The following is a 22,345-nucleotide window of genomic DNA, read 5'->3' as shown; positions in this document are numbered from 1 at the left end:
GCGAATGATCCTCAGCCCCGCAGGAATGGACGGCCTTTGGCATCTCTCACCCTGCGCTCTGTCTTGCTCCTGCCTGTGTTGACTCAGGCTGCGATGAGCCTGCCAGGCTGAGGCATTTGCGCGCGCCGCCGTCAGGCGGCGCTGCCAGATGGTGTGCGAGCCGCTACAATGCGCGCCACCGTGATCCAGCACTCAGAGGTGCGCCATGCAACCCTTCGCCATCGCCCCGTCGATCCTTTCCGCCGACTTCGCCCGCCTGGGCGAGGAAGTGGACAACGTACTCGCCGCCGGGGCGGACATCGTTCACTTCGATGTCATGGACAACCACTACGTGCCCAACCTGACCATCGGCCCGATGGTCTGCTCGGCGCTGCGCAAATATGGCATCACCGCGCCCATCGACGCGCACCTGATGGTCAAGCCGGTGGATCGCATCATCGGTGACTTCATCGAGGCCGGTGCCTCATACATCACCTTCCATCCGGAAGCCTCCGAGCACATCGACCGTTCGCTGCAGCTGATCAAGGCGGGCGGCGCCAAGGCCGGCCTGGTGTTCAACCCGGCCACCCCGCTGGAGGTGCTCAAGTACGTGATGGACAAGGTCGACATGATCCTCCTGATGAGCGTCAACCCCGGCTTCGGCGGGCAGAAGTTCATCCCCGGCACCCTCGACAAGCTGCGTGAAGCCCGCGCGCTGATCGACGCCAGTGGCCGCGAGATCCGCCTGGAAATCGACGGTGGCGTGAATGTGCAGAACATCCGCGAGATCGCCGAGGCGGGCGCCGACACCTTCGTCGCCGGCTCGGCGATCTTCAACCAGCCGGACTACAAAGCTGTGATCGACGCCATGCGCGCCGAGCTGGCCCAGGTGCGTGGATGAAACCGTTGCGCGCGCTGTGCGGCGGTGAGCTGCCGCGCCTGGTGATGTTCGACCTGGACGGCACGCTGATCGACTCGGTGCCTGACCTGGCCGCAGCGGTCGACCGCATGCTGGTCGAGCTGGGACGCCCGCCGGCTGGCGCGGCACAGGTTCGCGAGTGGGTCGGCAACGGCGCCCGCGTGCTGGTGCGGCGCGCCCTGGCCGGTGGCCTGGATCATTCCGCGGTGGGCGAGGCCGAGACGGAGCAGGCGCTGGCGCGCTTTCTTGATATCTACGCCGACTGTCATGACCTGACCGCGCTGTACCCCGGTGTGCACGAGCTGCTCGAAGCCCTGAGCACCGCTGCCGTCGAACTGGCGGTGGTGACCAACAAGCCGGAGCGCTTCGTCGCGCCGTTGCTGGAGCAGGTCGGCCTGGGCGGTTATTTCCGCTGGATCATCGGCGGCGACACCCTGCCGCAGCAGAAACCCGACCCGGCTGCGTTGCTCCAGGTGATGCGCTTGGCGGGTGTCGAGGTATCGCAATCGCTGTTCATTGGCGACTCGCGCAACGATGTGCTGGCCGCTCACGCAGCAGGTGTGCCCTGCGTCGCGGTGAGCTACGGCTATAACCATGGCCGCCCGATCACCGAAGAGAAACCGAACCTGGTGGTCGATAGCCTCGCCGAGTTGCTCTGACGAATCTTCAGCTACGCCATTCGGCTTTTGTAGGAGCGGATTTATCCGCGAAACTGGCGATTGAGATCGCGGATAAATCCGCTCCTGCCAAGCTATCGCTTTGCCCCGCTTGCAGCGCTTGGCTTGTAGCTGCTACCTTGGCCGCTCTCCTTATTCCCCCGCCTGTCGAGATCGCACCGTGGTGGTTAGCTGCAAACTCTGGATGAAGGTCATCAAGGCCCTGGCCCGTTGGCGCTGGCGCGCCTGATTTCGTCCTGCCGCTGCGCGCGGCCCGTTTGCACCCGACCGTTTTCCCCGAGCCATGAGGCTGATCATGACCCATGAAGAATTCCTGCGTTTAGCCGCTGAAGGCTACAACCGCATTCCCCTGGCCTGCGAAACCTTGGTGGATTTCGACACGCCGCTGTCCATCTACCTGAAGCTGGCCGACGCGCCCAATTCCTACCTGCTCGAATCCGTGCAGGGCGGCGAGAAATGGGGCCGTTATTCGATCATCGGCCTGCCGGCGCGCACCGTGTTGCGCGTGCATGGCCATGACGTGGTGGTGAGCACCGACGGCGTCGAGGTCGAGCGTCACCAATGCGCCGACCCGCTGGAGTCCGTCGAGCAGTTCAAGGCGCGCTACAAGGTGCCGACCATCGCCGGTCTGCCGCGCTTCAACGGCGGCCTGGTGGGCTACTTCGGCTACGACAGCGTGCGCTACGTCGAGCCCAAGCTGGCTGCCGGTGTGAATCCAGACGCGCTGGGTACGCCGGATATCCTGCTGATGGTGTCCGACGCCGTGGTGGTGTTCGACAACCTGGCCGGCAAGATGCACGGCATCGTCCTCGCCGATCCGGCTCAACCGGATGCCTTCGAGCAAGGCCATGCGCGCCTGCGCGAGATCCTGCACAAGCTGCGCCAGCCGATTACCCCGCGTCTGGGTGTGGACCTGTCCGCGCCGCTGGGCGAGGAGCCGGCGTTCCGCTCCAGCTACAGCCAGGGCGACTACGAGGCGGCGGTCCGTTCGATCAAGGAATACATCCTGGCCGGCGACTGCATGCAGGTGGTGATCTCCCAGCGTATGTCGATCCCCTTCAAGGCTGCGCCGATCGACCTGTACCGCGCGCTACGCTGCATCAACCCGACGCCTTATATGTACTTCTTCAACTTTGGTGACTTCCATGTGGTCGGCAGTTCGCCGGAAGTGTTGGTGCGCGTCGAGGACGGTCTGGTCACCGTGCGCCCCATCGCCGGTACCCGCCCGCGCGGCGCCAGCGAAGAGGCGGACAAGGCGCTGGAAGAGGACCTGCTGTCCGACGCCAAGGAAATCGCCGAGCACCTGATGCTCATCGACCTGGGCCGTAACGACACTGGCCGCGTGTCGCAGGTCGGCTCGGTCAAGCTCACCGAGAAGATGGTCATCGAGCGCTATTCCAACGTCATGCACATCGTCTCCAATGTCACCGGTCAGCTCAAACCCGAACTGTCGGCGATGGACGCGCTGCGTGCCATCCTGCCGGCCGGCACCCTGTCCGGTGCGCCGAAGATCCGCGCCATGGAAATCATCGACGAGCTCGAACCGGTCAAGCGCGGCGTCTACGGCGGCGCGGTCGGCTACTACGCCTGGAACGGCAACATGGACACCGCCATTGCCATCCGTACCGCGGTGATCAAGGACGGCGAGCTGCACGTGCAGGCCGGCGCCGGCATCGTCGCCGACTCGGTGCCCGCGCTGGAGTGGGAAGAAACCCTGAACAAGCGCCGCGCCATGTTCCGCGCCGTCGCGCTCGCCGAACAGACTGCCGTCCAGGCCCAGGAATAACAGGAGCCGTACCATGCTTTTGATGATCGACAACTACGACTCCTTCACCTACAACGTCGTGCAGTACCTGGGTGAGTTGGGCGCCGACGTGCACGTGATTCGTAACGACGAGCTGAGCATCGCCGAGATCGAAGCCCTGAAGCCCGAGCGCATCGTCGTCTCGCCTGGCCCGTGCACGCCGACCGAGGCGGGCGTGTCTATCGAGGCCATTCTGCATTTTGCCGGCAAGCTGCCGATCCTCGGCGTCTGCCTCGGCCACCAGAGCATCGGCCAGGCCTACGGCGGCGACGTGGTACGCGCGCGCCAGGTGATGCACGGCAAGACCAGCCCGGTGTTCCATGAAGACAAGGGCGTGTTCGCCGGCCTTAACAAGCCGCTCACCGTGACCCGCTATCATTCCCTGGTGGTCAAGCGCGAAACCCTGCCGGATTGCCTGGAGATCACCGCCTGGACGCAGCATGAAGACGGCTCGGTCGACGAGATCATGGGCCTGCGCCACAAAATCCTGAACGTCGAGGGCGTGCAGTTCCACCCCGAGTCCATTCTCACCGAGCAGGGCCACGAACTGTTCGCCAACTTCCTCAAGCAGACCGGAGGCGTGCGCGCATGAATATCAAGGAAGCCCTCAACCGAATCGTCGCCCAACTCGATCTGACCACCGAGGAAATGCAGGCGGTCATGCGCGAGATCATGACTGGTCAGTGCACCGACGCGCAGATCGGCGCCTTCCTCATGGGCATGCGCATGAAGAGCGAGACCATCGACGAGATCGTCGGTGCCGCCAGCGTCATGCGCGAACTGGCTGCACCGGTGGTGATCGACGCCGAGCGCCTGGTCGACACCTGCGGCACCGGCGGGGACGGCATGAACATCTTCAACGTCTCCACCGCGGCGGCTTTCGTCGTCGCGGCGGCTGGCGGCAAGGTGGCCAAGCACGGCAACCGCGCGGTCTCCGGCAAGAGCGGCAGCGCCGATCTGCTCGAAGCGGCCGGCGTTTACCTGGGGCTCAAGCCCGAGCAGGTGGCACGCTGCGTCGAAAGCGTCGGTGTTGGCTTCATGTTCGCCCCGTCCCATCACGGTGCCATGAAGCACGCCATTGGCCCGCGCCGCGAGCTGGGCCTGCGCACCATCTTCAATATGCTCGGCCCGATGACCAATCCGGCCGGCGCCAAGCATCAGGTCATCGGCGTATTCAGCCAGGCACTTTGCCGCCCCATGGCCGAGGTGCTGCAGCGTCTGGGCAGCGAGCACGTGCTGGTGGTGCATGCACAGGATGGTCTGGATGAGATCAGCCTGGCTGCGCCGACCTTCGTCGCCGAACTCAAGGACGGCAAGGTCAGCGAGTACCGTATCCAGCCCGAGGATTTCGGCATCAAGAGCCAGAGCCTGATCGGCCTGACCGTCGACAATGCCGAGCAGTCGCTGGAGCTGATTCGCGACGCACTGGGTCGGCGCAAGACCGAGAATGGCCAGAAGGCTGCCGACATGATCGTGCTCAATGCCGGTGCCGCGCTGTACGCCGCCGACCATGCCAGCAGCCTGCGCGAAGGCGTGCAGCTGGCGCACGATGCCCTGCACACCGGGCTGGCGCGCGAGAAGCTGGAGGAGCTAGTCTCCTTTACTGCGGTATTCAAACAGGAGAACGAAGGGTGAGCGTGCCAACCGTACTGGAAAAGATCGTCGCCCGTAAGTTCGAGGAAGTCGCGGCGCGCCGTGCCCAGGTCAGCCTCGCCGAACTCGAGGCCGCTGCGCGCAGTGCCGACGCACCGCGTGGCTTCGCCCGCGCGCTGCTGGAACAGGCTGCGCGCAAGCAGCCGGCGGTGATCGCCGAGATCAAGAAGGCTTCGCCGAGCAAGGGCGTGCTGCGCGCCGACTTCGTCCCGGCCGATATCGCCCGCAGCTACGAAGCCGGTGGAGCCACCTGCCTGTCCGTGCTCACCGATATCGATTTCTTCCAGGGTGCCGACCAATATCTGCAGCAGGCCCGTGCGGCCTGTGCGCTGCCGGTGATCCGCAAGGATTTCATGGTCGATCCCTACCAGATCGTCGAGGCTCGCGCGCTGGGCGCCGACTGCGTACTGCTGATCGTCTCCTGCCTGGATGACGTGCGCATGGCCGAACTGGCCTCGGTGGCCAAGGACGTCGGCCTTGACGTGCTGGTCGAGGTGCACGACGGTGAGGAGCTGGAGCGTGCGCTGCATACCCTGGACACGCCGCTGGTGGGCATCAACAACCGCAACCTGCACACCTTCGATGTCAGCCTGGAAACCACCCTTGACCTGCTGCCGCGCATCCCGCGTGACCGCCTGGTGGTGACCGAGAGCGGCATTCTCAATCGCGCCGATGTTGAGCTGATGGAGATCAACGAGGTCTACGCCTTCCTCGTTGGTGAAGCCTTCATGCGTGCGGAAAGTCCGGGCAGCGAGTTGCAACGTCTGTTCTTTCCCGAGCGCGGCCGCGCTGCGGTGGTCGGCAACGACCCCGAATAGGACGCATGAAAAAGCCGGCGATCAAGCCGGCTTTTTCTTGGCGCTGCGCTTCAGCGAGTGCCGAACACCACCATGGTCTTGCCCTTGACGTGCACCAGGCCCTGTTCTTCCAGGGACTTGAGCACGCGACCGACCATCTCCCGCGAGCAGCCGACGATACGACCGATTTCCTGACGGGTGATCTTGATCTGCATGCCATCCGGATGGGTCATGGCATCCGGCTGCTTGCACAGATCGAGCAGGGTGCGTGCGACGCGGCCGGTCACGTCGAGGAAGGCCAGGTCGCCGACCTTGCGCGTGGTGTTGCGCAGGCGCTCGGCCATCTGGCTGCCCAGGGCGAAGAGGATGTCCGGATCCTGCTGAGTCAGTTCGCGGAACTTGGCGTAGCTGATTTCCGCGACCTCGCACTCGGTCTTGGCGCGCACCCAGGCGCTGCGCTCCTTCTCCGCACCGTCCTTTTCGAACAAGCCCATTTCGCCGAAGAAGTCGCCGGCATTGAGGTAGGCGATGATCATCTCGCGGCCGTCGTCGTCCTCGATGAGGATGGTGACCGAGCCTTTGACGATGAAGAACAGGGTTTCGCAACGATCACCTGCGTAGATGATGGTGCTTTTGGCCGTGTAGCGGCGGCGATGACAGTGCGCGAGCAGCTTGTCGAGGTTCTTGATTTTAGGTGTAAGGGTAATAGCAACCATGCCCGAGTCCCGAATATGAAAAGTGAAGGCCTTTGTCCAACGGCAATTTCTTATTAGTTATCTGGCCAAGTGTGCCAGCAATCCGGCGTCAGCTTAACAGACGAGGTATGACCGGGGAGTTTTTTGGGACCTGGGTAACATAACCCAAGGGAACTTTCTCGCATCGGGCGTAAATCGGATTGTTCTTCGCCTATGTTAATCTGCCCGACTTTTTCCAATCTGGGAGCCTATATCGATGAAAGCGCGTGTGCAGTGGGCCGGTGAAGCTCTGTTCCTCGGCGAGTCCGGTAGCGGCCATGCCGTGGTCATGGATGGTCCACCTGATGCCGGTGGTCGCAACCTCGGTATCCGGCCGATGGAGATGTTGCTGATCGGCCTCGGGGGCTGCAGCAACTTCGATGTGGTCAGCATCCTGCGCAAGGGGCGCCAGCCCGTGGAAAGCTGCGAGGTCTTTCTCGATGCCGAGCGTGCAGGCGAGGAGCCCAAGGTGTTCACCAAGATCCACCTGCACTTCGTGGTCAAGGGCCGTGGGCTGAAAGAGGCCCAGGTCAAGCGGGCGGTGGAGCTGTCGGCAGAGAAGTACTGCTCGGCCTCGATCATGCTGGGCCGTGCCGGCGTGGATATCAGCCACGACTACGAAATCGTTGAGCTGGGCTGAAAAAGCCGCTTCAAGCTGCAAGCCACAACTTCAGGCGGGAGCAGGGCAGCTCGCCCTGCTCATTAGACCCTGTAGGTAGACTTGGTCATGACCTTCGACAGTAGGGTCATGCCGAATTTGATCGGCGCCGGGAAGCGTACGCCGCCGGCTGCCAGCGCGCTGTTGGCGTGCTGCTGCTCATCGACACGCATCTGCTCGAGGATGGCGCGTGATTTGGCGTCGTGCTCGGGCAGTTGCTCCAGGTGCTCATCCAGGTGCTTGCATACCTGGTCTTCGGTGGCGGCGACGAACCCCAGGCTGACGCGATCACTGACCAGCCCGGCTACCGCACCTACACCGAAGGACAGGCCGTAGAACAGCGGATTGAGCACGCTCGGGTGGCTACCCAGCTCGCGAATCCGTTGTTCGCACCAGGCCAGGTGGTCGACTTCCTCGTCGGCCGCATGCTCCATGGCGCTGCGCACTTCCGGCAGCTTGGCAGTCAGCGCCTGGCCCTGGTAGAGCGCCTGCGCGCAGACCTCACCGGTGTGGTTGATGCGCATTAGGCCGGCGACATGGCGCGACTCCTCGCTGCTCAGCTCCGTGTCGTTCTGCACGATGGCGGGCGAGGGGCGACCCGAAGCGCCGCTAAATGGCAGCAGCGTGCGCAGCGCGGCATCGGCTTGCAGCAGCAGACGGTCGACGGGGGAATACTGGCGTTCGCTGGCCATGAGGCACCTCCAGAGGAAACTACCCGGCTAGTCTACTGCAAAGTCGCCAGATCGTCCGTGCCGAGAGCCGGGGTACGGTTCTCAAGGCAGCTCGCGCAGCACGCGAAACCCCAGCGCATAGTCGCGATGATGTGGCTGCTTGAGGTCGCGCAGGCTACTGCGCAGATAGGTCGGGCCGCTGTTCCAGGCGCCACCGCGAACGACTCGCGGACTATTGTCGAGCAGCCCGGCGCTCTGCGTTTCGCTGCCGTCGAAGTGTTGGGTGTAGTTTGAGGCCGTCCATTCCCAGACATTGCCTGCGGTGTCGTGCAGGCCGAAGCCATTGGCCGGAAACCGGCCGACGGCGGCCGTCTTGTTGCGCAGCAGGCGCGAACTGGCGCAGCCGCGGCAATGGGCACGCGGTGCCTGTTCGTCACTGTCGAGCTCGTCACCCCACCAGTAGTAGCTCTGGCTGCCGCCGCGCGCCGCATACTCCCATTCAGCTTCGGTCGGCAGGCGGTAGCGCGCGCCCGTCTCGCGTGACAGCCACTGGGCATAGGCGTGAGCGTCACGCCAGGACACGTTGATCACCGGGCGCTGCGCGGAAAGGCCCCAACCTTCGTTATCGGGCATGGGCAGCTCGTTGGCGTCGGCGTATTTCTGCCAGTCGGCGAAGGTGACTTCGTAGCGGCCCATGGCGAAGGGTTGATCGAAGGCGATGGTCCGTTGCGGGCGTTCGTTGTCGTTGCCGCGACCGCTGGCATCGCCCATGCGCAACGTGCCGGCCGGAATCACGACCATTTCCGGGCCTTGGCCACCGCTGGGCAAAGGGTCGCTCATGATCTCCGCTGCTGCGGCTGGCGGGCTAAACAGCAGCGTCAGGCTTGCGGCCCAGGCAATGGATACGGCGACTGTGACGCAACGCGCTTTCAGTACTTGCACGGCGCGAGGCCTGCGGCGACGATCTGCCTGTTGAGACGGTCCATGCTGTGAGCTCCCATGCTGCGAAACCGCGGATGGTAACCCTGCTTGCCTGACTGGCCAAACTTCACAAGGAGCGGGTGTTGAAGAACGATATTCATGATCTTGGGCTGGTGCTGGATTCCAAGGTCAAGCTGGTGGTGATCGAGTCCTGGGACGAGACGCGTGTGCTGGAAACCCTGACCGGCCTGGCGGTCAAGCGTGGCCTCGGTCTGCACACCTGGTCGGTGACGGAGGGCCTGCAGCGCCTGGGCTTCGGCGGCGCGCCGGTGGACGAGTCGCCGACCCTGGAGCCGGAAGCGGCGCTGCGCATGATCAAGGCCGACCCGCAGCCGAACCTCTACGTTATGTGCGATCTGCATCCATTTCTCGATGACAACCCGCGGCTGGTGCGCCTGCTCAAGGAAATCGCCATGAGTGAGGCGGCGCACAAGCCGACGCTGGTGTTGGTGTCGCATGCGCTAAAACTGCCGGCCGAGGTGCAGCGCTACGCGGCGCGCTTCAGCCTCGCCTTGCCGTCGGAGGACGAACTGCTGAGCATCGTGCGCGACGAGGCGGCGCGCTGGAGCGAAGGCAATCGCGGCGCGCGGGTACGCACCGACAACCGTACCCTGCAGCAGGTGGTCAAGAACCTGCGTGGCCTCAGCCATGCCGAGGCGCGGGCGCTGGCGCGCAACGTAATTTGCGACGACGGGGCGATTACCCAGGAAGACATCCCCGAGTTGAACAAGACCAAGTTCCAGTTACTGGATCTGGAGGGCGTGCTCAGCTTCGAGTACGACACTGCGCGCTTCGCCGAAGTCGGCGGGCTGATCAACCTCAAGCGCTGGCTGGGCGAGCGGCAGGCCGGCTTCCTCGAGGGCAAGCAGATCGATGCGCCGAAAGGCGTGATGCTGGTCGGCGTGCAGGGCGGCGGCAAGAGCCTGGCCGCCAAAGCCGTTGCCGGGCTCTGGGGGCTGCCGCTGCTGCGCCTGGATTTTGCCTGCCTGTACAACAAGTTCTTCGGCGAGACCGAGCGCAACCTGCGCGAGGCGCTGCGCCTGGCTGAACAGATGGCGCCATGCGTGTTGTGGATGGACGAAGTGGAGAAGGGCCTGGCCAGTGGCGACCATGACGGCGGCGTGAGCCAACGGGTGCTCGGCACCCTGCTGACCTGGATGGCCGAGCGCAAGGCGCCGGTGTTCGTCGTCGCCACGGCCAATGCCATCGACCGACTGCCGCCTGAGCTGGTGCGCAAGGGGCGTTTCGACGAGCTGTTCTTCGTCGACCTGCCCAGTGCCGAGGTGCGTGCCGATATCTTCCGTATCCACCTGCAGCGTCGCGAACTGGAGTCGGCGAGTTTCGACCTGGCAGAGCTGGCCGCGGCCAGCGAGGGTTACACCGGGGCCGAGATCGAGCAGGCCGTGGTCAGCGCGCTTTACGCCGGGCAGGCGCAGCAACAGGCGGTCGATCAGCAGTTGCTGCTGCGCGCGCTGCAAAGCACCGCACCGTTGTCGGTGGTGATGGCCGAGCGTCTGGCAGCGTTGCGCGCATGGGCCGATGGGCGGACGGTCAACGCTGGTTGATCAGGCCCCGATGAAGGAGCGGGTCAGGCGACCACTGAGTTTACGTACCAGCCAGCGTGGCCCCAGGCGTGGGCTCAGTGCCAGTAGACGGTTGCGCCAACCGGGAATGATGACGGCGCGGTTCTTTTCCAGCGCGCGCACGGTGATCAGCGCCACTTCTTCGGCGCTCATCATCAGCTTGCTGCCTGCCAGGCGCGTGACGTCCATCTGCGCCGTGCGGAAGAAGGCGCTGTGCGTCGGGCCGGGGCAGAGTACCGACACCCTTACGCCACGGCCTTCTAGCTCCTCGCGCAAACCTTCGGAAAAATGCAGCACATAGGCCTTGCTGGCGTAGTAGCTGCTCATCCAGGGGCCCGGCTGAAAGGCGGCCACCGAGGCTACGTTGAGAATCTGCCCGCCGCCGTGCTCGACCATGCGCTGGCCAAGTGCATGACACAGGCGGGTCAAGGCCAGCATGTTGACCTCCACCTGCTCCTGCTCGCGGCTCCAGTCCTGTTCGAGGAAGGGGCCGGCACAGCCCAGGCCGGCGTTGTTCACCAGCAGATCGATCTGCCATTGGCCCTCTTCCAGTTCCAGCAGCAGGCCGGACAGCTGCAGCGGCTCGCTCAGATCGCAAAGGCGAAACAGCACCTCGACGCCGAAGCGCTGCGCCAGCTCGCAGGCGATGCTCTCCAAAGCATCGCGCCTGCGCGCCACCAGGATCAGGTTGCGGCCCCGGCGCGCCAGGGCTTCGGCCAGGGCCAGGCCGATGCCGCTGGACGCGCCGGTGATCAATGCATAGCTGCGCATGGTCGAGGGTTTATTGCTCCTGATACTCGGCGGCACGCTCGACATAGCTCTGGTACTGCGGCAGGACGATGGCGGCGACGATGCCGGTCAACGGTACCAGCAGGAACAGCCAGGCCAGGATCTTCACCCCGGTGCTGTTCGGCGGTGGCGGCGGGCCGTAGCGGTTGGCGCCCTGGGTGCCGGGAATGATCAGCATCAGCAGTGCGAACACGCTACCGACGACGGGGACGAAATTGAGCAGCCACAGCCAGCCGGACCAGCCCATGTCGTGCAGGCGCTGGACGCCGATGAACACGCCGATGACGATCATGGCGATCACCCCGACGCCCATGATCAGGGTGCCCAGAACGCTGGAAATCGCTGAGGCACCTGCGAACAGCAAGAGCATCGGCAGCATGCACAGCAGCATGGCCATGGTCCAGCCCAGGTAACGCACGCGGCCGATCCGGCCGTTGACGCTGAATACCTTCAGCTCCGAGTGCTGCGGCAGTTGCTCGGCGACATTTGCCTGCGGCGGTGCGTACGGCGATGCGGCAGCCGCAACTGGTGCGGCAGCTGGCGCCGGTGCCGCCTCGGCCAGTTGCGCCTGACGGGCGAGATACTTTTCGATGATGATGCCGCAGGCGGAGCACTCGGTGGCCTTGGCCTGTTCATGGCCGCATTTCGGGCAGGTCATGGTCGGCGTTGCGGCTTGCTCGGCCTGCACGGTTTCGGCCTCGGTCGGCACCAGGCTGAGGCTGGCTGCCTGGTCCAGCTCCTTGCGCACATTGGCCCCGGCCTTCTGCAGGGCGCTCAGGTACTGCTCTGCCTCGTTCTCGCCCAAGTCGCGCTTGAGTGCTACCGGCGCCCCGCTGAACAGGCTGTCGATGCGCGCTGGATCGCTCTTGAACAGGCGAGCCAGGTTTTCCTTGACCATTTCCAACGAGGCCTCGGGCATCAGTTGGCCGTCGAACACTATCTTGTAGCGCGGTGGGTTCATGCGAGCTTCCTTGTCGGCGGGAAGTGAGGTGAGCGAAGTGGCCGTTCAGCAGCAAACGAGGCATAAGCCTAGAGTGCCGTGAGGCCAATATACAAGCGGCCTGAAGTACCACAGTCGAAGAATTTCAGGCGTTGCCTATTGTGCTCCAGCGGCCGACCAGTTGGCCGCGGCGTAGTAGACGTATTTCGCCGAAATCATCCAGCAAGCCTTCGCTGAGCGCGGGGCGCAGAAAAACCCAGTCCTGGCTCGTCAGCTGCGTGGCGGCGCTGCCGATCAGGCGTTCCTGATTGGCGCTGCGTCCGTACAGCTCGTCGTAGTCGAGCCCTGCTGGTGAAACGGGCCGCGCTGGCCAGCGACCGCCGTAGAGGTAATAGGCGTGCTGGCGGTTGGGGTTCCAGGCTGCGATCAGCGGTTGCAGCGTCTGCATATAGGGCAGGGCACCGCCCAGCGCCTTGAGCACTGGGCTGGCGATCCACAGCGCTGGCTGATGATCCTCCAGCAGCGCTGTATCGAACTCTGCAGGTTTGAGCAGGGCCGAGCCGACGGCGACCTCGTTGAGCGGGCTCTGCTGCTGGCTGTGCAGCAGGTAGGTCAGGCTGCCACCGCCATTCAGTAGCGGTTCGGTCGGCCATGGCTCGGTGAATGCCTGGGCGCTGGCGATGAGCAGGCGATAGCGCGCATTGGCCCGGTCGAACGCCTCGCTCTGGCCCTGCCAGGGAGGGCTGTGGGCGACATGCGCGTCATAACCCATGAACCCTTGCAGTTGCAGCGCCGGCAGTTGGCGAAGTTGCTGCATGGCCTGAGTCAGAATTTCTGGCGTGGCGAAGCCGCCGCGCTCGAGGCCGATGTCGATTTCCAGTGCGATGCGCAGCGGCCGACCCAGCGCCTTGGCTAGCTCCGCGTATTGCAGCAGGCGTTGCTCGCTGTCTATCAGCCAGGTCACTTGGCGGTCGGGAGCGAAATCCAGGTGGTGCGGCAGCTGGCGATAGAAGTTCAGCGCGGCAGCAACCGGCATGGGTTTGCCCAGCAGTAGATCGGCCTGTGGGAAACTTCTAGCCAGGTGATTGAGCTGCGGCTGATGAAACACCATGAAACGCTGGGTGTTCAGACGCTTGGCCAGATATTCCAGCAGGCCGGTGCTGGCCAGCGACTTGGCCACCAGGCGCAACTGGAGGCGCCCCGCTAGGCGTGCCGCCAGCAGGTCGGCATTGGCGTCGAGCCGGTCGAGGTCGAGCAGCAGCGTGGGCACGCCCTCGCCATCACGTTGCAATTGCCGGTTGAGTTCTGCGAAGTAGGCATCATGCGCGCGACCACGATCAGTCGGGCGCAGCGCCCAACCGCCGAGTAGTCCAAGCGCGCCCAGCCCCAGCAGGTGGCGACGCCTCATCGCGGCCAGCGTTGCCCCAGCTGCTGGCTGCGTGTCAGTGCGGCGCGGTATTCGCTATCGAGCCGTGCGACCAGGTCCTGCACCGAGGGCAGATCGTCGATACCGCCGACGCCCTGGCCAGCCGACCATACGGTTTTCCAGGCCTTGGCTTCTTCATCCATCGGTTTGAGCTTCTCGCCGTAGTTGACGTCGCCCTTGTTCTGCAGCTGTTTAAGGTCGTAGCCGGCCTGCTCCAGACTCTGGCGCATGAAACTGGCCGGTACGCCCGACACGGCGGGCGTGTGGATGATATCGGCGGCCTGCGCGCCAAGGATCATTTGCTTGTAGTCGGCCGAGGCGTTGTTCTCGGTGGTGGCGATGAAGCGGGTGCCCATGTAGGCCAGATCGGCGCCGAGCAGTTGGGCGGCGAGAATTTCATGGCCGTGATTGAGGCAGCCGGACAGCAGCACGGTCTTGTCGAAGAACTGACGAATCTCTGCCAACAGCGCGAAAGGACTCCAGGTGCCGGCGTGGCCGCCAGCGCCGGCTGCCACGGCGATCAACCCGTCCACACCGGCCTCGGCGGCCTTTTGCGCATGACGGCGGGTGGTCACGTCATGGAACACCAGGCCACCGTAGCTGTGCACGGCATCGACCACTTCCTTCACCGCGCCCAGGCTAGTGATGACGATGGGCACGTGTCGTTCGACGCAGATGGCCAGATCCGCCTGCAGACGCGGATTGCTGTTATGCACGATCAGGTTGACGGCGAAGGGCGCGGCGTTCGCCGAGAGGCTGGCCTCGATCTCGTCGAGCCAGGCGGCGAAACCGGCGCTCTCACGCTGGTTCAGCGCCGGAAAGCTGCCGACGATGCCGCTGTTGCAGCAGGCACTGACCAGGGCCGGGTTGGATACCAGAAACATCGGCGCAGCCACCAGCGGCAGGCGCAGACGTTGTTCGAGCAGGGCGGGCAGAGACATGGCGAACTCCTCAGAAGGGGCGGACGACGACCAGGATGACGATCCCCAGCAGGGCCAGCACCGGTGCTTCATTGAACCAACGATAGAACACGTGACTGCGGCTGTTCTCGCCGCGGGCGAAGCGCTTGAGCTGAGCCCCGCAGAGGTGGTGATAGATCACCAGGGCAACGACCAGCGTGAGCTTGGCGTGCATCCAGCCTTGCGTGAAGTAGTACGCCGAGTTGAGGCTGAGCAGCCAGATCCCCAGACCGAGGGTGGCGATCATCGACGGCATCATGATGCCGCGATACAGCTTGCGCTCCATGATGCAGAACCGTTCGTGACTGGCAGCGTCGTCGCTCATGGCGTGGTAGACGAACAGACGTGGCAGATAGAACAGGCCGGCGAACCAGCAGACCATGGCGATGATGTGCAGAGCCTTGAGCCAGAGATAGAGCATTTTCGCCTCTTGCGCTGAAAAATGGTCTCGATAGTAGAGTCAGTCGACGGCCTGCGTCACCTCCGCGGTTGGAGCTTGGCCGATGCGGCTTTATCATCGGCAGCTTTCCAATGGCTTTTGCAAAGGGGCATGTGATGATCAAGGTCGGTATCGTCGGCGGCACGGGCTACACCGGTGTCGAACTGCTGCGTCTGCTGGCGCAACACCCGCAGGCAGAGGTGACCGTGATCACTTCCCGTTCCGAGGCTGGCCTGCGCGTCGACGAAATGTACCCTAACCTGCGCGGCCATTATCCGGATCTGGCCTTCAGCGTGCCGGACGTCGCCACGCTGGGCGCCTGTGACGTGGTGTTCTTCGCCACCCCGCACGGCGTGGCCCACGCGCTGGCAGGCGAGCTGCTAGCCGCAGGCACGCGCGTGATCGATCTGTCCGCGGACTTCCGCCTGCAGGACGCCGAGGAGTGGGCCAAGTGGTACGGCCAGCCGCACGGCGCTCCCGAATTGCTGAGCGAGGCCGTGTACGGTCTGCCTGAAGTCAACCGCGAAGCGATCAAGACCGCGCGCCTGATCGCCGTCCCCGGCTGCTATCCGACCGCAACCCAGCTCGGCCTGATCCCGTTGCTGGAAGCCGGCTTGGCCGATGCAAGCAGCCTGATCGCCGACTGCAAGAGCGGCGTCAGTGGCGCCGGCCGTGGTGCCAGTGTCGGCTCGCTGTTCTGCGAGGCAGGCGAGAGCATGAAGGCCTACTCGGTGAAGGGCCACCGTCATCTCCCGGAAATTCGTCAGGGGCTGCGCCAGGCCGCCGGTAGCGACGTCGGCCTGACCTTCGTTCCGCACCTCACGCCGATGATTCGTGGCATCCACGCGACTTTGTATGCGCGCGTGGCCGATACTTCGGTCGATCTCCAGGCGCTGTTCGAGAAGCGCTACGCCGGCGAACCCTTCGTCGACGTGATGCCCGCTGGCAGCCACCCGGAAACCCGCAGCGTGCGCGGCGGCAACGTATGCCGGATTGCCGTGCACCGTCCTCAGGGCGGCGACCTGGTGGTGGTGCTGTCGGTAATCGACAACCTGGTCAAGGGTGCTTCCGGTCAGGCGGTACAGAACATGAACATCCTCTTTGGTCTCGACGAGCGTCTGGGTCTGTCGCACGCGGCCCTGTTGCCGTGAAACCGGGCTGGGAAGTCCGCGTCAGCGATCCACGGCGAGAGCGCAGGCGCCGCTGGTTACTGCTTTTGCTGGTGTTCGCCATACCGGCGGCCTTTGCCCTGGGCTGGTATTGGCCGCAGGCGCAGCCTCAGCAAACGTCCGAGGACACGCAAGCGCTGCTGACTCGTGTTGCCGAGCAGGATCAGGAACTGGAGCTGTTACGCCAGCGCCTGGCCGTGGTCGGCAGCAGTGACAAAGTTACGCAGCAGGCCATGGAGCAGAATCGGCGGACGATCAAGCTGCTGGAAGAGCAGATCTTCAAACAGCAACAGGACCTGGCCTTCTACAAGGGCGTCCTCGCCCCCGCCAGTCGTCGCGAGGGCATGCGCATTCGCGCTTTCGAGCTGCAAGCCACGGAGCAGCCGCGGCGATTTCGCTACAAGCTGCTGATGAGCCGGGTTGGTGCCAGTGACGAGGCCTTACAGGGGCGTATGCGTATCACGATCGAGGGCCAGCAGAAGGGCAAGCCGGCTACCCTGGACCTGGCGACGCTGTCGGACGAGGTGAGCGAGAGCAGCATCCCGTTCTCCTTCAAGCACTTTCAGTCGTTCCCCGAGGCCGGGCGCTTCGGCGAATTACAGCTGCCTGAGGGCTTCGAGCCGCGTCAGGTCAAGGTTCAGGCGGAGGTCGAAGGTGACAAGCCGCTGAGCCGTACATTCGAATGGATAAAATCAGGAGCAACAATCCCCCATGTGGAGTAAAGACAAGACCAAACCCGACCTGCAGCGCTTCAGCGGCAAGACCAGCCTGATTGCCGCTGGCGCCGAGCTAATGGGTGACATGCGCTTTCAGGGCGCGGTACAGGTGGATGGTCGGGTCACCGGTAACCTGCTGGCTACCGAAGGGCTGGTACGCGTCAGCGTCGGTGGCGTGGTTGAAGGTGAGATACGTGCACCCCATATCGTGATTGACGGGGAGGTCGACGGGGATGTCTTCGCCAGTGGTCATCTGGAATTGGGCGCCCGTTCTCGAGTGCGTGGCAACCTGCAGTATGGCCTGATGGAAATGGCCATGGGCGCGCAGATCGAAGGGCGCTTGTGCCACCTCAAGGACGGCGAGCGTCCACTTGAGCTTCCGGCATCGCTGGAAGTCGAGCAATAGTTGACCAATTTTGTAGGGCAAGCGGATAATGCCTGCCCAGCAGGCTGTCGTTAATGATGGTCAGGCAACGCAGGTCGTTCAACAACCTGCTAACGCAGTAGGGCGCATGGCGCCGGGAGTTATAGCATGAGCGTCGAAACCTTCACCCCTGCCCCCTTGCACTTCACCCAGGGCGCGGCCAGCAAGGTGAAGAATCTGGTCGATGAAGAAGGCAATCCGCGCCTGAAGCTGCGTGTGTTCGTCACGGGCGGTGGTTGCTCGGGCTTTCAGTACGGTTTCACCTTCGATGAGGATGTGGCCGAAGACGACACCATCGTCGAGCGTGAGGGCGTGAGCCTGATAGTCGATGCCATGAGCTTCCAGTATCTGGCGGGGTCCGAGGTCGACTATCAGGAAGGGCTGGAAGGTTCGCGTTTCGTGATCAAGAACCCCAATGCCACCACCACCTGTGGTTGCGGTTCGTCCTTTTCGATCTGAAGTCTTCGCCGGATGACGGACGCCGCGCTCGATGCGCGGCGTTTTCGTTTTCAGGCCGGATAGATGGCGCCAAGCACGCGCAGGCCCTTCGCCCCGGTGACGCTCGGGCGATTGCCTGGAATGCCTTCCAGGGTGCAATGGGCCAGCCAGGCGAACGCCATGGCTTCGACCCAGTCCGGGTCCACGCCTTCGCTAGCGGTGCTGCTTACCTCGGTTCCAGCCAGCATTTCGCTCAAGCGCTTCATCAGACAAGCATTGTGGGCACCGCCGCCGCATACCAGCAACGCATCCGTTCGAGCCTGCGCGCTACGCAAGGCGCTGACGATGCTACGCGCGGTTAGCTCCACCAGGGTTGCCTGAACGTCCTCGCTGGCCAGCGGTGGCAGGACTTGCAGATGGCCAAGCAGCCAGTCGAGATTGAACAGCTCGCGACCGGTGCTCTTCGGGCCTTGGGTGGCGAAGAAGGGATCGCTCAGCAGGCGCGCCAGCAGCTCGTTGTGAACGCTACCGCTGGCCGCCCAGGCGCCATCACGGTCATAGGCAAGGCCTCGACAATGTTGAATCCAGGCATCGAGCAAAACGTTGCCCGGGCCGCTGTCGAAGCCTAGTACGTCCTGGCCGGGTGAGAGCAGGCTGAGGTTGCTGAAGCCGCCGACATTGAGTACGGCCACATGCCGTTGGTCATGGCCGAAGAGGTCATGATGGAAGGCCGGAACCAGAGGGGCGCCTTGCCCACCGGCAGCCACATCGCGACGACGAAAGTCGCCCACCACGCAAATACCGGTGAGTTCGGCCAGTAGCGCCGGGTTGCCGATCTGAATGGTGAAACCGCGCGCCGGTTCATGGCGCACGGTCTGGCCATGGCTGCCGATGGCGCGAATCTGTTGCGCGCTTAGACCCTGTTGCTGCAGGAGGTCGTTGATCGCTCCGGCGGCCAGTTCGACCCAATGCTGTTCGGCCACGGCGGCGCGTGCCAGCTCATCATTGCCCGAAGTGCACAGCGCCAAGAGGTCGCTGCGCAGTCGATCTGGCATGGGGCGGTAGAGCGTGGCGAGAAGATGGGGGCGCTGATCCTGATTGATCAGCGCGATGTCCAGTCCGTCAAGGCTGGTGCCGGACATCACGCCTATATAGAGGGGCACGGATTATTGCTGGTTAGCGGCCAGCATGGTGGCCTTTTCCTGGTCCATGCGTGCCATCAGCGGTTTGCTCAGTTGCATGAAGCGCTGCTTCTCGCTGGCTGCAATGGGGTCTGCCATCGGCAGCTTCTGGCTGAGCGGGTCGACGTGTACGCCGTTGACCTGGAACTCATAGTGCAGATGAGGGCCAGTGGAAAGACCGGTGGTGCCGATGTAGCCGATGATCTGGCCTTGCTTGACGTTCGAACCGTTGCGAATGCCCTTGGCGAAGCCCTGCATATGCGCGTAGAGGGTGCGGTAGCGCTGGCCGTGCTGAATGATCACGGTATTGCCGTAACCACCGTTACGGCCCGCCAGCGTTACACGACCGTCACCCGCTGCCTTGATCGGCGTGCCACGTGGCGCGGCATAGTCGACGCCTTTGTGCGCGCGGATCTTGTTCAGGATCGGATGCTTGCGGCCGGTGGAGAAACGCGAGCTGATGCGAGCGAAGTCCACCGGAGTACGGATGAACGCCTTGCGCATGCTTTCGCCGTTGGCGCTGTAGTAGCTGGTGGTGCCTTGCTTGCTGGTGTAACGCACGGCGGTATAGGTCTTGCCGCGGTTGGTGAAGCGCGCCGAGAGAATATTGCCGGTGCCGACACGCTTGCCGTTCACGACCTTCTCTTCGTAGACCACTTCGAACTCGTCGCCTTCACGAATATCCATGGCGAAGTCGATGTCGTAGCCGAATACGTTGGCCAGGTCCATGGTCAGGCTGTGGGATAGACCGGCGCGCTTGGCGGAGAGGAACAGCGAACTGTTGATCACGCCACGACTGTAGGCGGTCACTACTTCCGGCTTGATCTGTTCGCTCTGGAAGTCGAAACCCTTGTCGGTACGGCTGAGGCGAATGGTTTCCAGGTCACTGAGCTTGCTCTGCAGGTTCTTCAGCTTGCCTTCTTCGTTCAGTTCGAACTCCAGCACCTGGCCTACTTTGAGGCGACTGAACTGCTTGGCGTCCTTGCTGCTATTGAGGGCTTCATGCAGGTCGTTGGCGTTCAGGCCGACCTTGGCGAATACGGTAGAAAGCGTATCGCCATTGCTGACCGTGATGCTGTGATGGTTGGGGTCGGAGGGAGGAGTGGTGTCGGCGGCGGTTTCTGGGAGGTCTTGATCAGCGTCTTCTGCGCTGTTCTCGGCGGTGTCGGTGCTCTGCTCGATCTCGGCGAATGGCGAGGCGGCACCAGGCACGGGCAATCCCGCTCGAAGATCATCCTTCTCTTGCAGCACCATCTCGGCGTCGTTGCCCAGATCCAGGTCGAGGAAGGTTTTCTGCGCTTCGACTTCACGCGAAGGAAACACCAGCAGAGACAGGCTCAGCAGCGCAGCTACGCCGCTCGCCGCCAGAATATGGGTTTTTGGATAGAGTGGCGGCGCTTTAGATGTAGAGGTCATAGGGCTGCTTTTGAAGTGAAAAAGATGAAGATTAAAAGAAGAGCATGATGAATATGCACTAACTGTATAAAATATAACCAAAACCGCCAGGAGGCAACCCTGCAGATGATGATCGACGCATGGTCTGCCTTACGCTGAGCAAAACTTGTGATTTGTCAGCGTTCTTGTATGGTTGGTTCCCTTTTGAATACGGTCACTGTGAGTCATTTTATGAAGTCGGTTGAAGAGCAGCTGGCGCTGATCAAGCGCGGTGCGGAAGAGGTTCTGGTTGAGGCTGAGCTGGTCGAAAAGCTCAAGCGTGGTCAGCCGCTGCGGATCAAGGCGGGTTTCGATCCTACCGCGCCGGATCTGCATCTCGGCCATACCGTCCTTATTAATAAGCTGCGTCAGTTCCAGGAGCTCGGTCATCAGGTGGTCTTTCTGATCGGCGACTTCACCGGGATGATCGGCGACCCCAGCGGCAAGAGCGCTACGCGTCCGCCGCTGACTCGTGAGCAGGTGCTGGATAACGCCGAGACATACAAGCAGCAGGTCTTCAAGATTCTCGATCCGGCCAAGACCGAGGTCGCCTTCAACTCGACCTGGATGGACCAGCTCAAGCCGGCCGACTTCATTCGTCTGGCTTCGCAGTACACCGTAGCGCGGATGCTCGAGCGCGATGACTTCGACAAGCGTTACACCAGCAATCAGCCGATCGCCATCCATGAGTTCCTCTACCCCTTGGTGCAGGGCTACGACTCCGTGGCGCTCAAGGCCGACGTCGAGCTGGGCGGTACCGATCAGAAATTCAACCTGCTGATGGGGCGCGAGCTGCAGCGCGCTTATGGCCAGGAGTCGCAGTGCATCGTCACCATGCCGTTGCTGGAAGGTCTCGATGGCGTGAAGAAGATGTCCAAATCCCTGGGTAACTACGTTGGTATCCAGGAGGCGCCGGGGGTGATGTACAACAAGCTGGTGTCCATGCCTGACGCGCTGATGTGGCGCTACTTCGAATTGCTCAGCTTCCGCTCCATGGAGGAGATCGAGCAGTTCAAGTGTGACGTCGAGCAGGGAGCGAACCCGCGCGACATCAAGATCAAGCTGGCTGAAGAGCTGGTTGCGCGTTTTCATGGCGAGGAGGCTGCGGCCAATGCGCACCGCTCTGCCGGCAATCGTATGAAGGATGGTGAGCTGCCGGAGGATTTACCTGAGGTCGAGCTGGCTTCGGTTGAAGATATGCCGATCTCGTCCGTCCTTAATAAGGCAGGCCTGGTTAAGAATGCTGCCGTGGCTCGCGATCTGCTGGGTTCGGGTGGCGTGCGTGTTGATGGCGAGGTGGTCGATCGCGCTTTCCTGTTCAAGGTTGGCTCGACGCATGTCTGCCAGGCCGGCAAGAAGGCCTTTGCGCGTATTACGCTCAAAGCTGAGTAATAAAACTGCAATTAAAGCTTGACGCGCATTCTGCTGGATGTAGAATGCGCGCCACTTCAGCGATGAAGCGCTTCAAAAACTTCTTGTTAATCAATAAGTTAAGTTGAATGAAGGGCTTGCAAAGCTGGATCTGGCGTGTAGAATGCGCGCCGGTCGACGGGGTGGTGGTTTGATCCTGTTGGTGGTTCGGTCGAATGGATCGAAAGCGGTAGAAAAGAGGTGTTGACAGCGGTTTTGAACGCTGTAGAATGCGCCTCCCGCTGGAGAGAAGAATTTCTGATCGAAAGCGCAAGTGGTTGAGTAGAAAGAAGTTTCTCCGGAAACAAATTCGAAAAACAGCTTGACAGATAGAAAGGCTGCTGTAGAATGCGCGGACTCGGTTGAGACGAAAAGCTTAACCAACTGTTCTTTAACAACTGAATCAAGCAATTCGTGTGGGTGCTTGTGAGGTAAGGCTGATAGTCAACTGATTATCAGCATCACAAAGCAACACTCGTTAATTCGAGAGTTACCTCTTTAGTAATAGAGAGATTTGCGATTGCTGAGCCAGGTTTAGGGTTTTCTCAAAACCCAAGCAGTATT

General features: G+C 62.7%; 23 protein-coding genes and 1 pseudogene. 14 read left to right on the top strand and 10 right to left on the bottom strand.

Annotation, left to right across the window (positions count from 1 at the left end; translation table 11 throughout):
* The first annotated feature begins 205 nt into the window (after window positions 1–205).
* The 7 genes and pseudogenes from rpe (at window position 206) to trpC (ending at window position 5,850) form a co-directional block, all read left to right on the top strand.
* Complete coding sequence (gene rpe / locus P3C50_RS20725; protein WP_275547406.1) at window positions 206–880, top strand: ribulose-phosphate 3-epimerase; 675 nt, start codon at window positions 206–208, stop codon at window positions 878–880.
* Window positions 877–1,557 (top strand): phosphoglycolate phosphatase, encoded by a 681-nt coding sequence (locus tag P3C50_RS20720; protein ID WP_275547405.1) that lies wholly within the window; start codon window positions 877–879, stop codon window positions 1,555–1,557. The genes rpe and P3C50_RS20720 overlap by 4 nt, the downstream gene beginning before the upstream one ends.
* 154 nt (window positions 1,558–1,711) lie before the next feature.
* A pseudogene (locus P3C50_RS20715) lies at window positions 1,712–1,804 on the top strand (phosphoglycolate phosphatase); the annotation flags it as partial.
* Window positions 1,805–1,870: 66 nt separating this feature from the next.
* Window positions 1,871–3,361: an anthranilate synthase component I gene (gene trpE, locus P3C50_RS20710; RefSeq protein ID WP_275547404.1), complete on the top strand. Its 1,491-nt coding sequence runs from the start codon at window positions 1,871–1,873 to the stop codon at window positions 3,359–3,361.
* A gap of 13 nt (window positions 3,362–3,374) precedes the next feature.
* On the top strand, window positions 3,375–3,971 hold the full coding sequence (locus tag P3C50_RS20705; RefSeq protein WP_275547403.1) for an aminodeoxychorismate/anthranilate synthase component II: 597 nt from the start codon (window positions 3,375–3,377) through the stop codon (window positions 3,969–3,971).
* Window positions 3,968–5,014: an anthranilate phosphoribosyltransferase gene (gene trpD, locus P3C50_RS20700; protein ID WP_275547402.1), complete on the top strand. Its 1,047-nt coding sequence runs from the start codon at window positions 3,968–3,970 to the stop codon at window positions 5,012–5,014. Before P3C50_RS20705 ends, trpD begins: the two co-directional genes overlap by 4 nt.
* Window positions 5,011–5,850, top strand: a complete 840-nt coding sequence (gene trpC / locus P3C50_RS20695) for an indole-3-glycerol phosphate synthase TrpC (RefSeq protein WP_275547401.1) — start codon at window positions 5,011–5,013, stop codon at window positions 5,848–5,850. Before trpD ends, trpC begins: the two co-directional genes overlap by 4 nt.
* 50 nt (window positions 5,851–5,900) lie before the next feature.
* Here the strand turns inward: trpC and crp are convergent, their stop codons facing one another.
* On the bottom strand, window positions 5,901–6,545 hold the full coding sequence (gene crp, locus P3C50_RS20690) for a cAMP-activated global transcriptional regulator CRP (protein WP_197856934.1): 645 nt from the start codon (window positions 6,543–6,545) through the stop codon (window positions 5,901–5,903).
* Window positions 6,546–6,780: 235 nt separating this feature from the next.
* Here crp and P3C50_RS20685 point away from each other — a divergent pair, with 235 nt between their 5' ends.
* Complete coding sequence (locus tag P3C50_RS20685; protein ID WP_161865922.1) at window positions 6,781–7,203, top strand: OsmC family protein; 423 nt, start codon at window positions 6,781–6,783, stop codon at window positions 7,201–7,203.
* 62 nt (window positions 7,204–7,265) lie between these two features.
* Here the strand turns inward: P3C50_RS20685 and coq7 are convergent, their stop codons facing one another.
* Window positions 7,266–7,913, bottom strand: coding sequence for a 2-polyprenyl-3-methyl-6-methoxy-1,4-benzoquinone monooxygenase (coq7, locus tag P3C50_RS20680; protein WP_197856935.1), 648 nt, complete (start codon window positions 7,911–7,913; stop codon window positions 7,266–7,268).
* Window positions 7,914–7,994: 81 nt separating this feature from the next.
* Window positions 7,995–8,732 (bottom strand): formylglycine-generating enzyme family protein, encoded by a 738-nt coding sequence (locus tag P3C50_RS20675; protein ID WP_275547400.1) that lies wholly within the window; start codon window positions 8,730–8,732, stop codon window positions 7,995–7,997.
* A 224-nt stretch (window positions 8,733–8,956) separates the two neighbouring features.
* On the opposite strand from P3C50_RS20675, the gene P3C50_RS20670 reads away from it, so the two are divergent.
* Complete coding sequence (locus tag P3C50_RS20670; protein ID WP_275547399.1) at window positions 8,957–10,438, top strand: AAA family ATPase; 1,482 nt, start codon at window positions 8,957–8,959, stop codon at window positions 10,436–10,438.
* Here the strand turns inward: P3C50_RS20670 and P3C50_RS20665 are convergent, their stop codons facing one another.
* From P3C50_RS20665 to hemJ, 5 genes are all read right to left on the bottom strand, one after another.
* Window positions 10,439–11,227, bottom strand: a complete 789-nt coding sequence (locus tag P3C50_RS20665) for an SDR family NAD(P)-dependent oxidoreductase (RefSeq protein ID WP_275547398.1) — start codon at window positions 11,225–11,227, stop codon at window positions 10,439–10,441. It abuts the gene before it with no gap.
* A gap of 10 nt (window positions 11,228–11,237) precedes the next feature.
* Entirely contained in the window at window positions 11,238–12,206 is a 969-nt protein-coding gene (locus P3C50_RS20660) for a DUF805 domain-containing protein (RefSeq protein WP_275547397.1), read from the bottom strand.
* Between the two features lie 124 nt (window positions 12,207–12,330).
* Window positions 12,331–13,593, bottom strand: a complete 1,263-nt coding sequence (locus tag P3C50_RS20655; RefSeq protein WP_275547396.1) for an alanine racemase — start codon at window positions 13,591–13,593, stop codon at window positions 12,331–12,333.
* Window positions 13,590–14,552 carry an NAD(P)H-dependent flavin oxidoreductase gene (locus P3C50_RS20650; RefSeq protein ID WP_197856941.1) on the bottom strand — a complete coding sequence of 321 codons (963 nt, stop codon included), beginning with the start codon at window positions 14,550–14,552 and terminating at the stop codon, window positions 13,590–13,592. The genes P3C50_RS20655 and P3C50_RS20650 overlap by 4 nt, the downstream gene beginning before the upstream one ends.
* 10 nt (window positions 14,553–14,562) lie before the next feature.
* Window positions 14,563–14,991: a protoporphyrinogen oxidase HemJ gene (hemJ, locus tag P3C50_RS20645; RefSeq protein ID WP_275547395.1), complete on the bottom strand. Its 429-nt coding sequence runs from the start codon at window positions 14,989–14,991 to the stop codon at window positions 14,563–14,565.
* 134 nt (window positions 14,992–15,125) lie between these two features.
* Here hemJ and argC point away from each other — a divergent pair, with 134 nt between their 5' ends.
* The 4 genes from argC (at window position 15,126) to erpA (ending at window position 17,777) form a co-directional block, all read left to right on the top strand.
* Entirely contained in the window at window positions 15,126–16,160 is a 1,035-nt protein-coding gene (gene argC / locus P3C50_RS20640; RefSeq protein ID WP_275547407.1) for an N-acetyl-gamma-glutamyl-phosphate reductase, read from the top strand.
* On the top strand, window positions 16,157–16,900 hold the full coding sequence (locus P3C50_RS20635) for a DUF6776 family protein (protein WP_275547394.1): 744 nt from the start codon (window positions 16,157–16,159) through the stop codon (window positions 16,898–16,900). Before argC ends, P3C50_RS20635 begins: the two co-directional genes overlap by 4 nt.
* A complete protein-coding gene (locus tag P3C50_RS20630) occupies window positions 16,890–17,300 on the top strand; it encodes a bactofilin family protein (RefSeq protein WP_275547393.1) in 411 nt (136 codons plus the stop codon). Before P3C50_RS20635 ends, P3C50_RS20630 begins: the two co-directional genes overlap by 11 nt.
* Window positions 17,301–17,426: 126 nt before the next feature.
* A complete protein-coding gene (gene erpA, locus P3C50_RS20625) occupies window positions 17,427–17,777 on the top strand; it encodes an iron-sulfur cluster insertion protein ErpA (protein ID WP_197856944.1) in 351 nt (116 codons plus the stop codon).
* Window positions 17,778–17,827: 50 nt separating this feature from the next.
* Here erpA and P3C50_RS20620 read toward each other — a convergent pair whose 3' ends face one another.
* Window positions 17,828–18,919, bottom strand: a complete 1,092-nt coding sequence (locus P3C50_RS20620; protein ID WP_275547392.1) for an anhydro-N-acetylmuramic acid kinase — start codon at window positions 18,917–18,919, stop codon at window positions 17,828–17,830.
* 3 nt (window positions 18,920–18,922) lie between these two features.
* Complete coding sequence (locus P3C50_RS20615; protein WP_275547391.1) at window positions 18,923–20,353, bottom strand: peptidoglycan DD-metalloendopeptidase family protein; 1,431 nt, start codon at window positions 20,351–20,353, stop codon at window positions 18,923–18,925.
* A 210-nt stretch (window positions 20,354–20,563) separates the two neighbouring features.
* Here P3C50_RS20615 and tyrS point away from each other — a divergent pair, with 210 nt between their 5' ends.
* Window positions 20,564–21,763: a tyrosine--tRNA ligase gene (gene tyrS, locus P3C50_RS20610; RefSeq protein ID WP_275547390.1), complete on the top strand. Its 1,200-nt coding sequence runs from the start codon at window positions 20,564–20,566 to the stop codon at window positions 21,761–21,763.
* The last annotated feature ends 582 nt before the right edge of the window (window positions 21,764–22,345 follow it).

Source organism: Pseudomonas sp. Marseille-Q0931 (assembly GCF_940789645.1).
Taxonomy (GTDB): domain Bacteria; phylum Pseudomonadota; class Gammaproteobacteria; order Pseudomonadales; family Pseudomonadaceae; genus Aquipseudomonas.
Note: the sequence above shows the minus strand (reverse complement) of the source record. Positions and strands in the feature narration are given on the sequence as shown.

Coding starts and splice junctions, on each gene's coding strand:
- rpe (WP_275547406.1), top strand. CDS start 206: ATGCAACCCTTCGCCATCGCCCCGTCGATCCTTTCCGCCGACTTCGCC.
- P3C50_RS20720 (WP_275547405.1), top strand. CDS start 877: ATGAAACCGTTGCGCGCGCTGTGCGGCGGTGAGCTGCCGCGCCTGGTG.
- trpE (WP_275547404.1), top strand. CDS start 1,871: ATGACCCATGAAGAATTCCTGCGTTTAGCCGCTGAAGGCTACAACCGC.
- P3C50_RS20705 (WP_275547403.1), top strand. CDS start 3,375: ATGCTTTTGATGATCGACAACTACGACTCCTTCACCTACAACGTCGTG.
- trpD (WP_275547402.1), top strand. CDS start 3,968: ATGAATATCAAGGAAGCCCTCAACCGAATCGTCGCCCAACTCGATCTG.
- crp (WP_197856934.1), bottom strand. CDS start 6,545: ATGGTTGCTATTACCCTTACACCTAAAATCAAGAACCTCGACAAGCTG.
- P3C50_RS20685 (WP_161865922.1), top strand. CDS start 6,781: ATGAAAGCGCGTGTGCAGTGGGCCGGTGAAGCTCTGTTCCTCGGCGAG.
- coq7 (WP_197856935.1), bottom strand. CDS start 7,913: ATGGCCAGCGAACGCCAGTATTCCCCCGTCGACCGTCTGCTGCTGCAA.
- P3C50_RS20675 (WP_275547400.1), bottom strand. CDS start 8,732: ATGAGCGACCCTTTGCCCAGCGGTGGCCAAGGCCCGGAAATGGTCGTG.
- P3C50_RS20665 (WP_275547398.1), bottom strand. CDS start 11,227: ATGCGCAGCTATGCATTGATCACCGGCGCGTCCAGCGGCATCGGCCTG.
- P3C50_RS20660 (WP_275547397.1), bottom strand. CDS start 12,206: ATGAACCCACCGCGCTACAAGATAGTGTTCGACGGCCAACTGATGCCC.
- P3C50_RS20655 (WP_275547396.1), bottom strand. CDS start 13,593: ATGAGGCGTCGCCACCTGCTGGGGCTGGGCGCGCTTGGACTACTCGGC.
- P3C50_RS20650 (WP_197856941.1), bottom strand. CDS start 14,552: ATGTCTCTGCCCGCCCTGCTCGAACAACGTCTGCGCCTGCCGCTGGTG.
- hemJ (WP_275547395.1), bottom strand. CDS start 14,991: ATGCTCTATCTCTGGCTCAAGGCTCTGCACATCATCGCCATGGTCTGC.
- argC (WP_275547407.1), top strand. CDS start 15,126: ATGATCAAGGTCGGTATCGTCGGCGGCACGGGCTACACCGGTGTCGAA.
- P3C50_RS20630 (WP_275547393.1), top strand. CDS start 16,890: ATGTGGAGTAAAGACAAGACCAAACCCGACCTGCAGCGCTTCAGCGGC.
- erpA (WP_197856944.1), top strand. CDS start 17,427: ATGAGCGTCGAAACCTTCACCCCTGCCCCCTTGCACTTCACCCAGGGC.
- P3C50_RS20615 (WP_275547391.1), bottom strand. CDS start 20,353: ATGACCTCTACATCTAAAGCGCCGCCACTCTATCCAAAAACCCATATT.
- tyrS (WP_275547390.1), top strand. CDS start 20,564: ATGAAGTCGGTTGAAGAGCAGCTGGCGCTGATCAAGCGCGGTGCGGAA.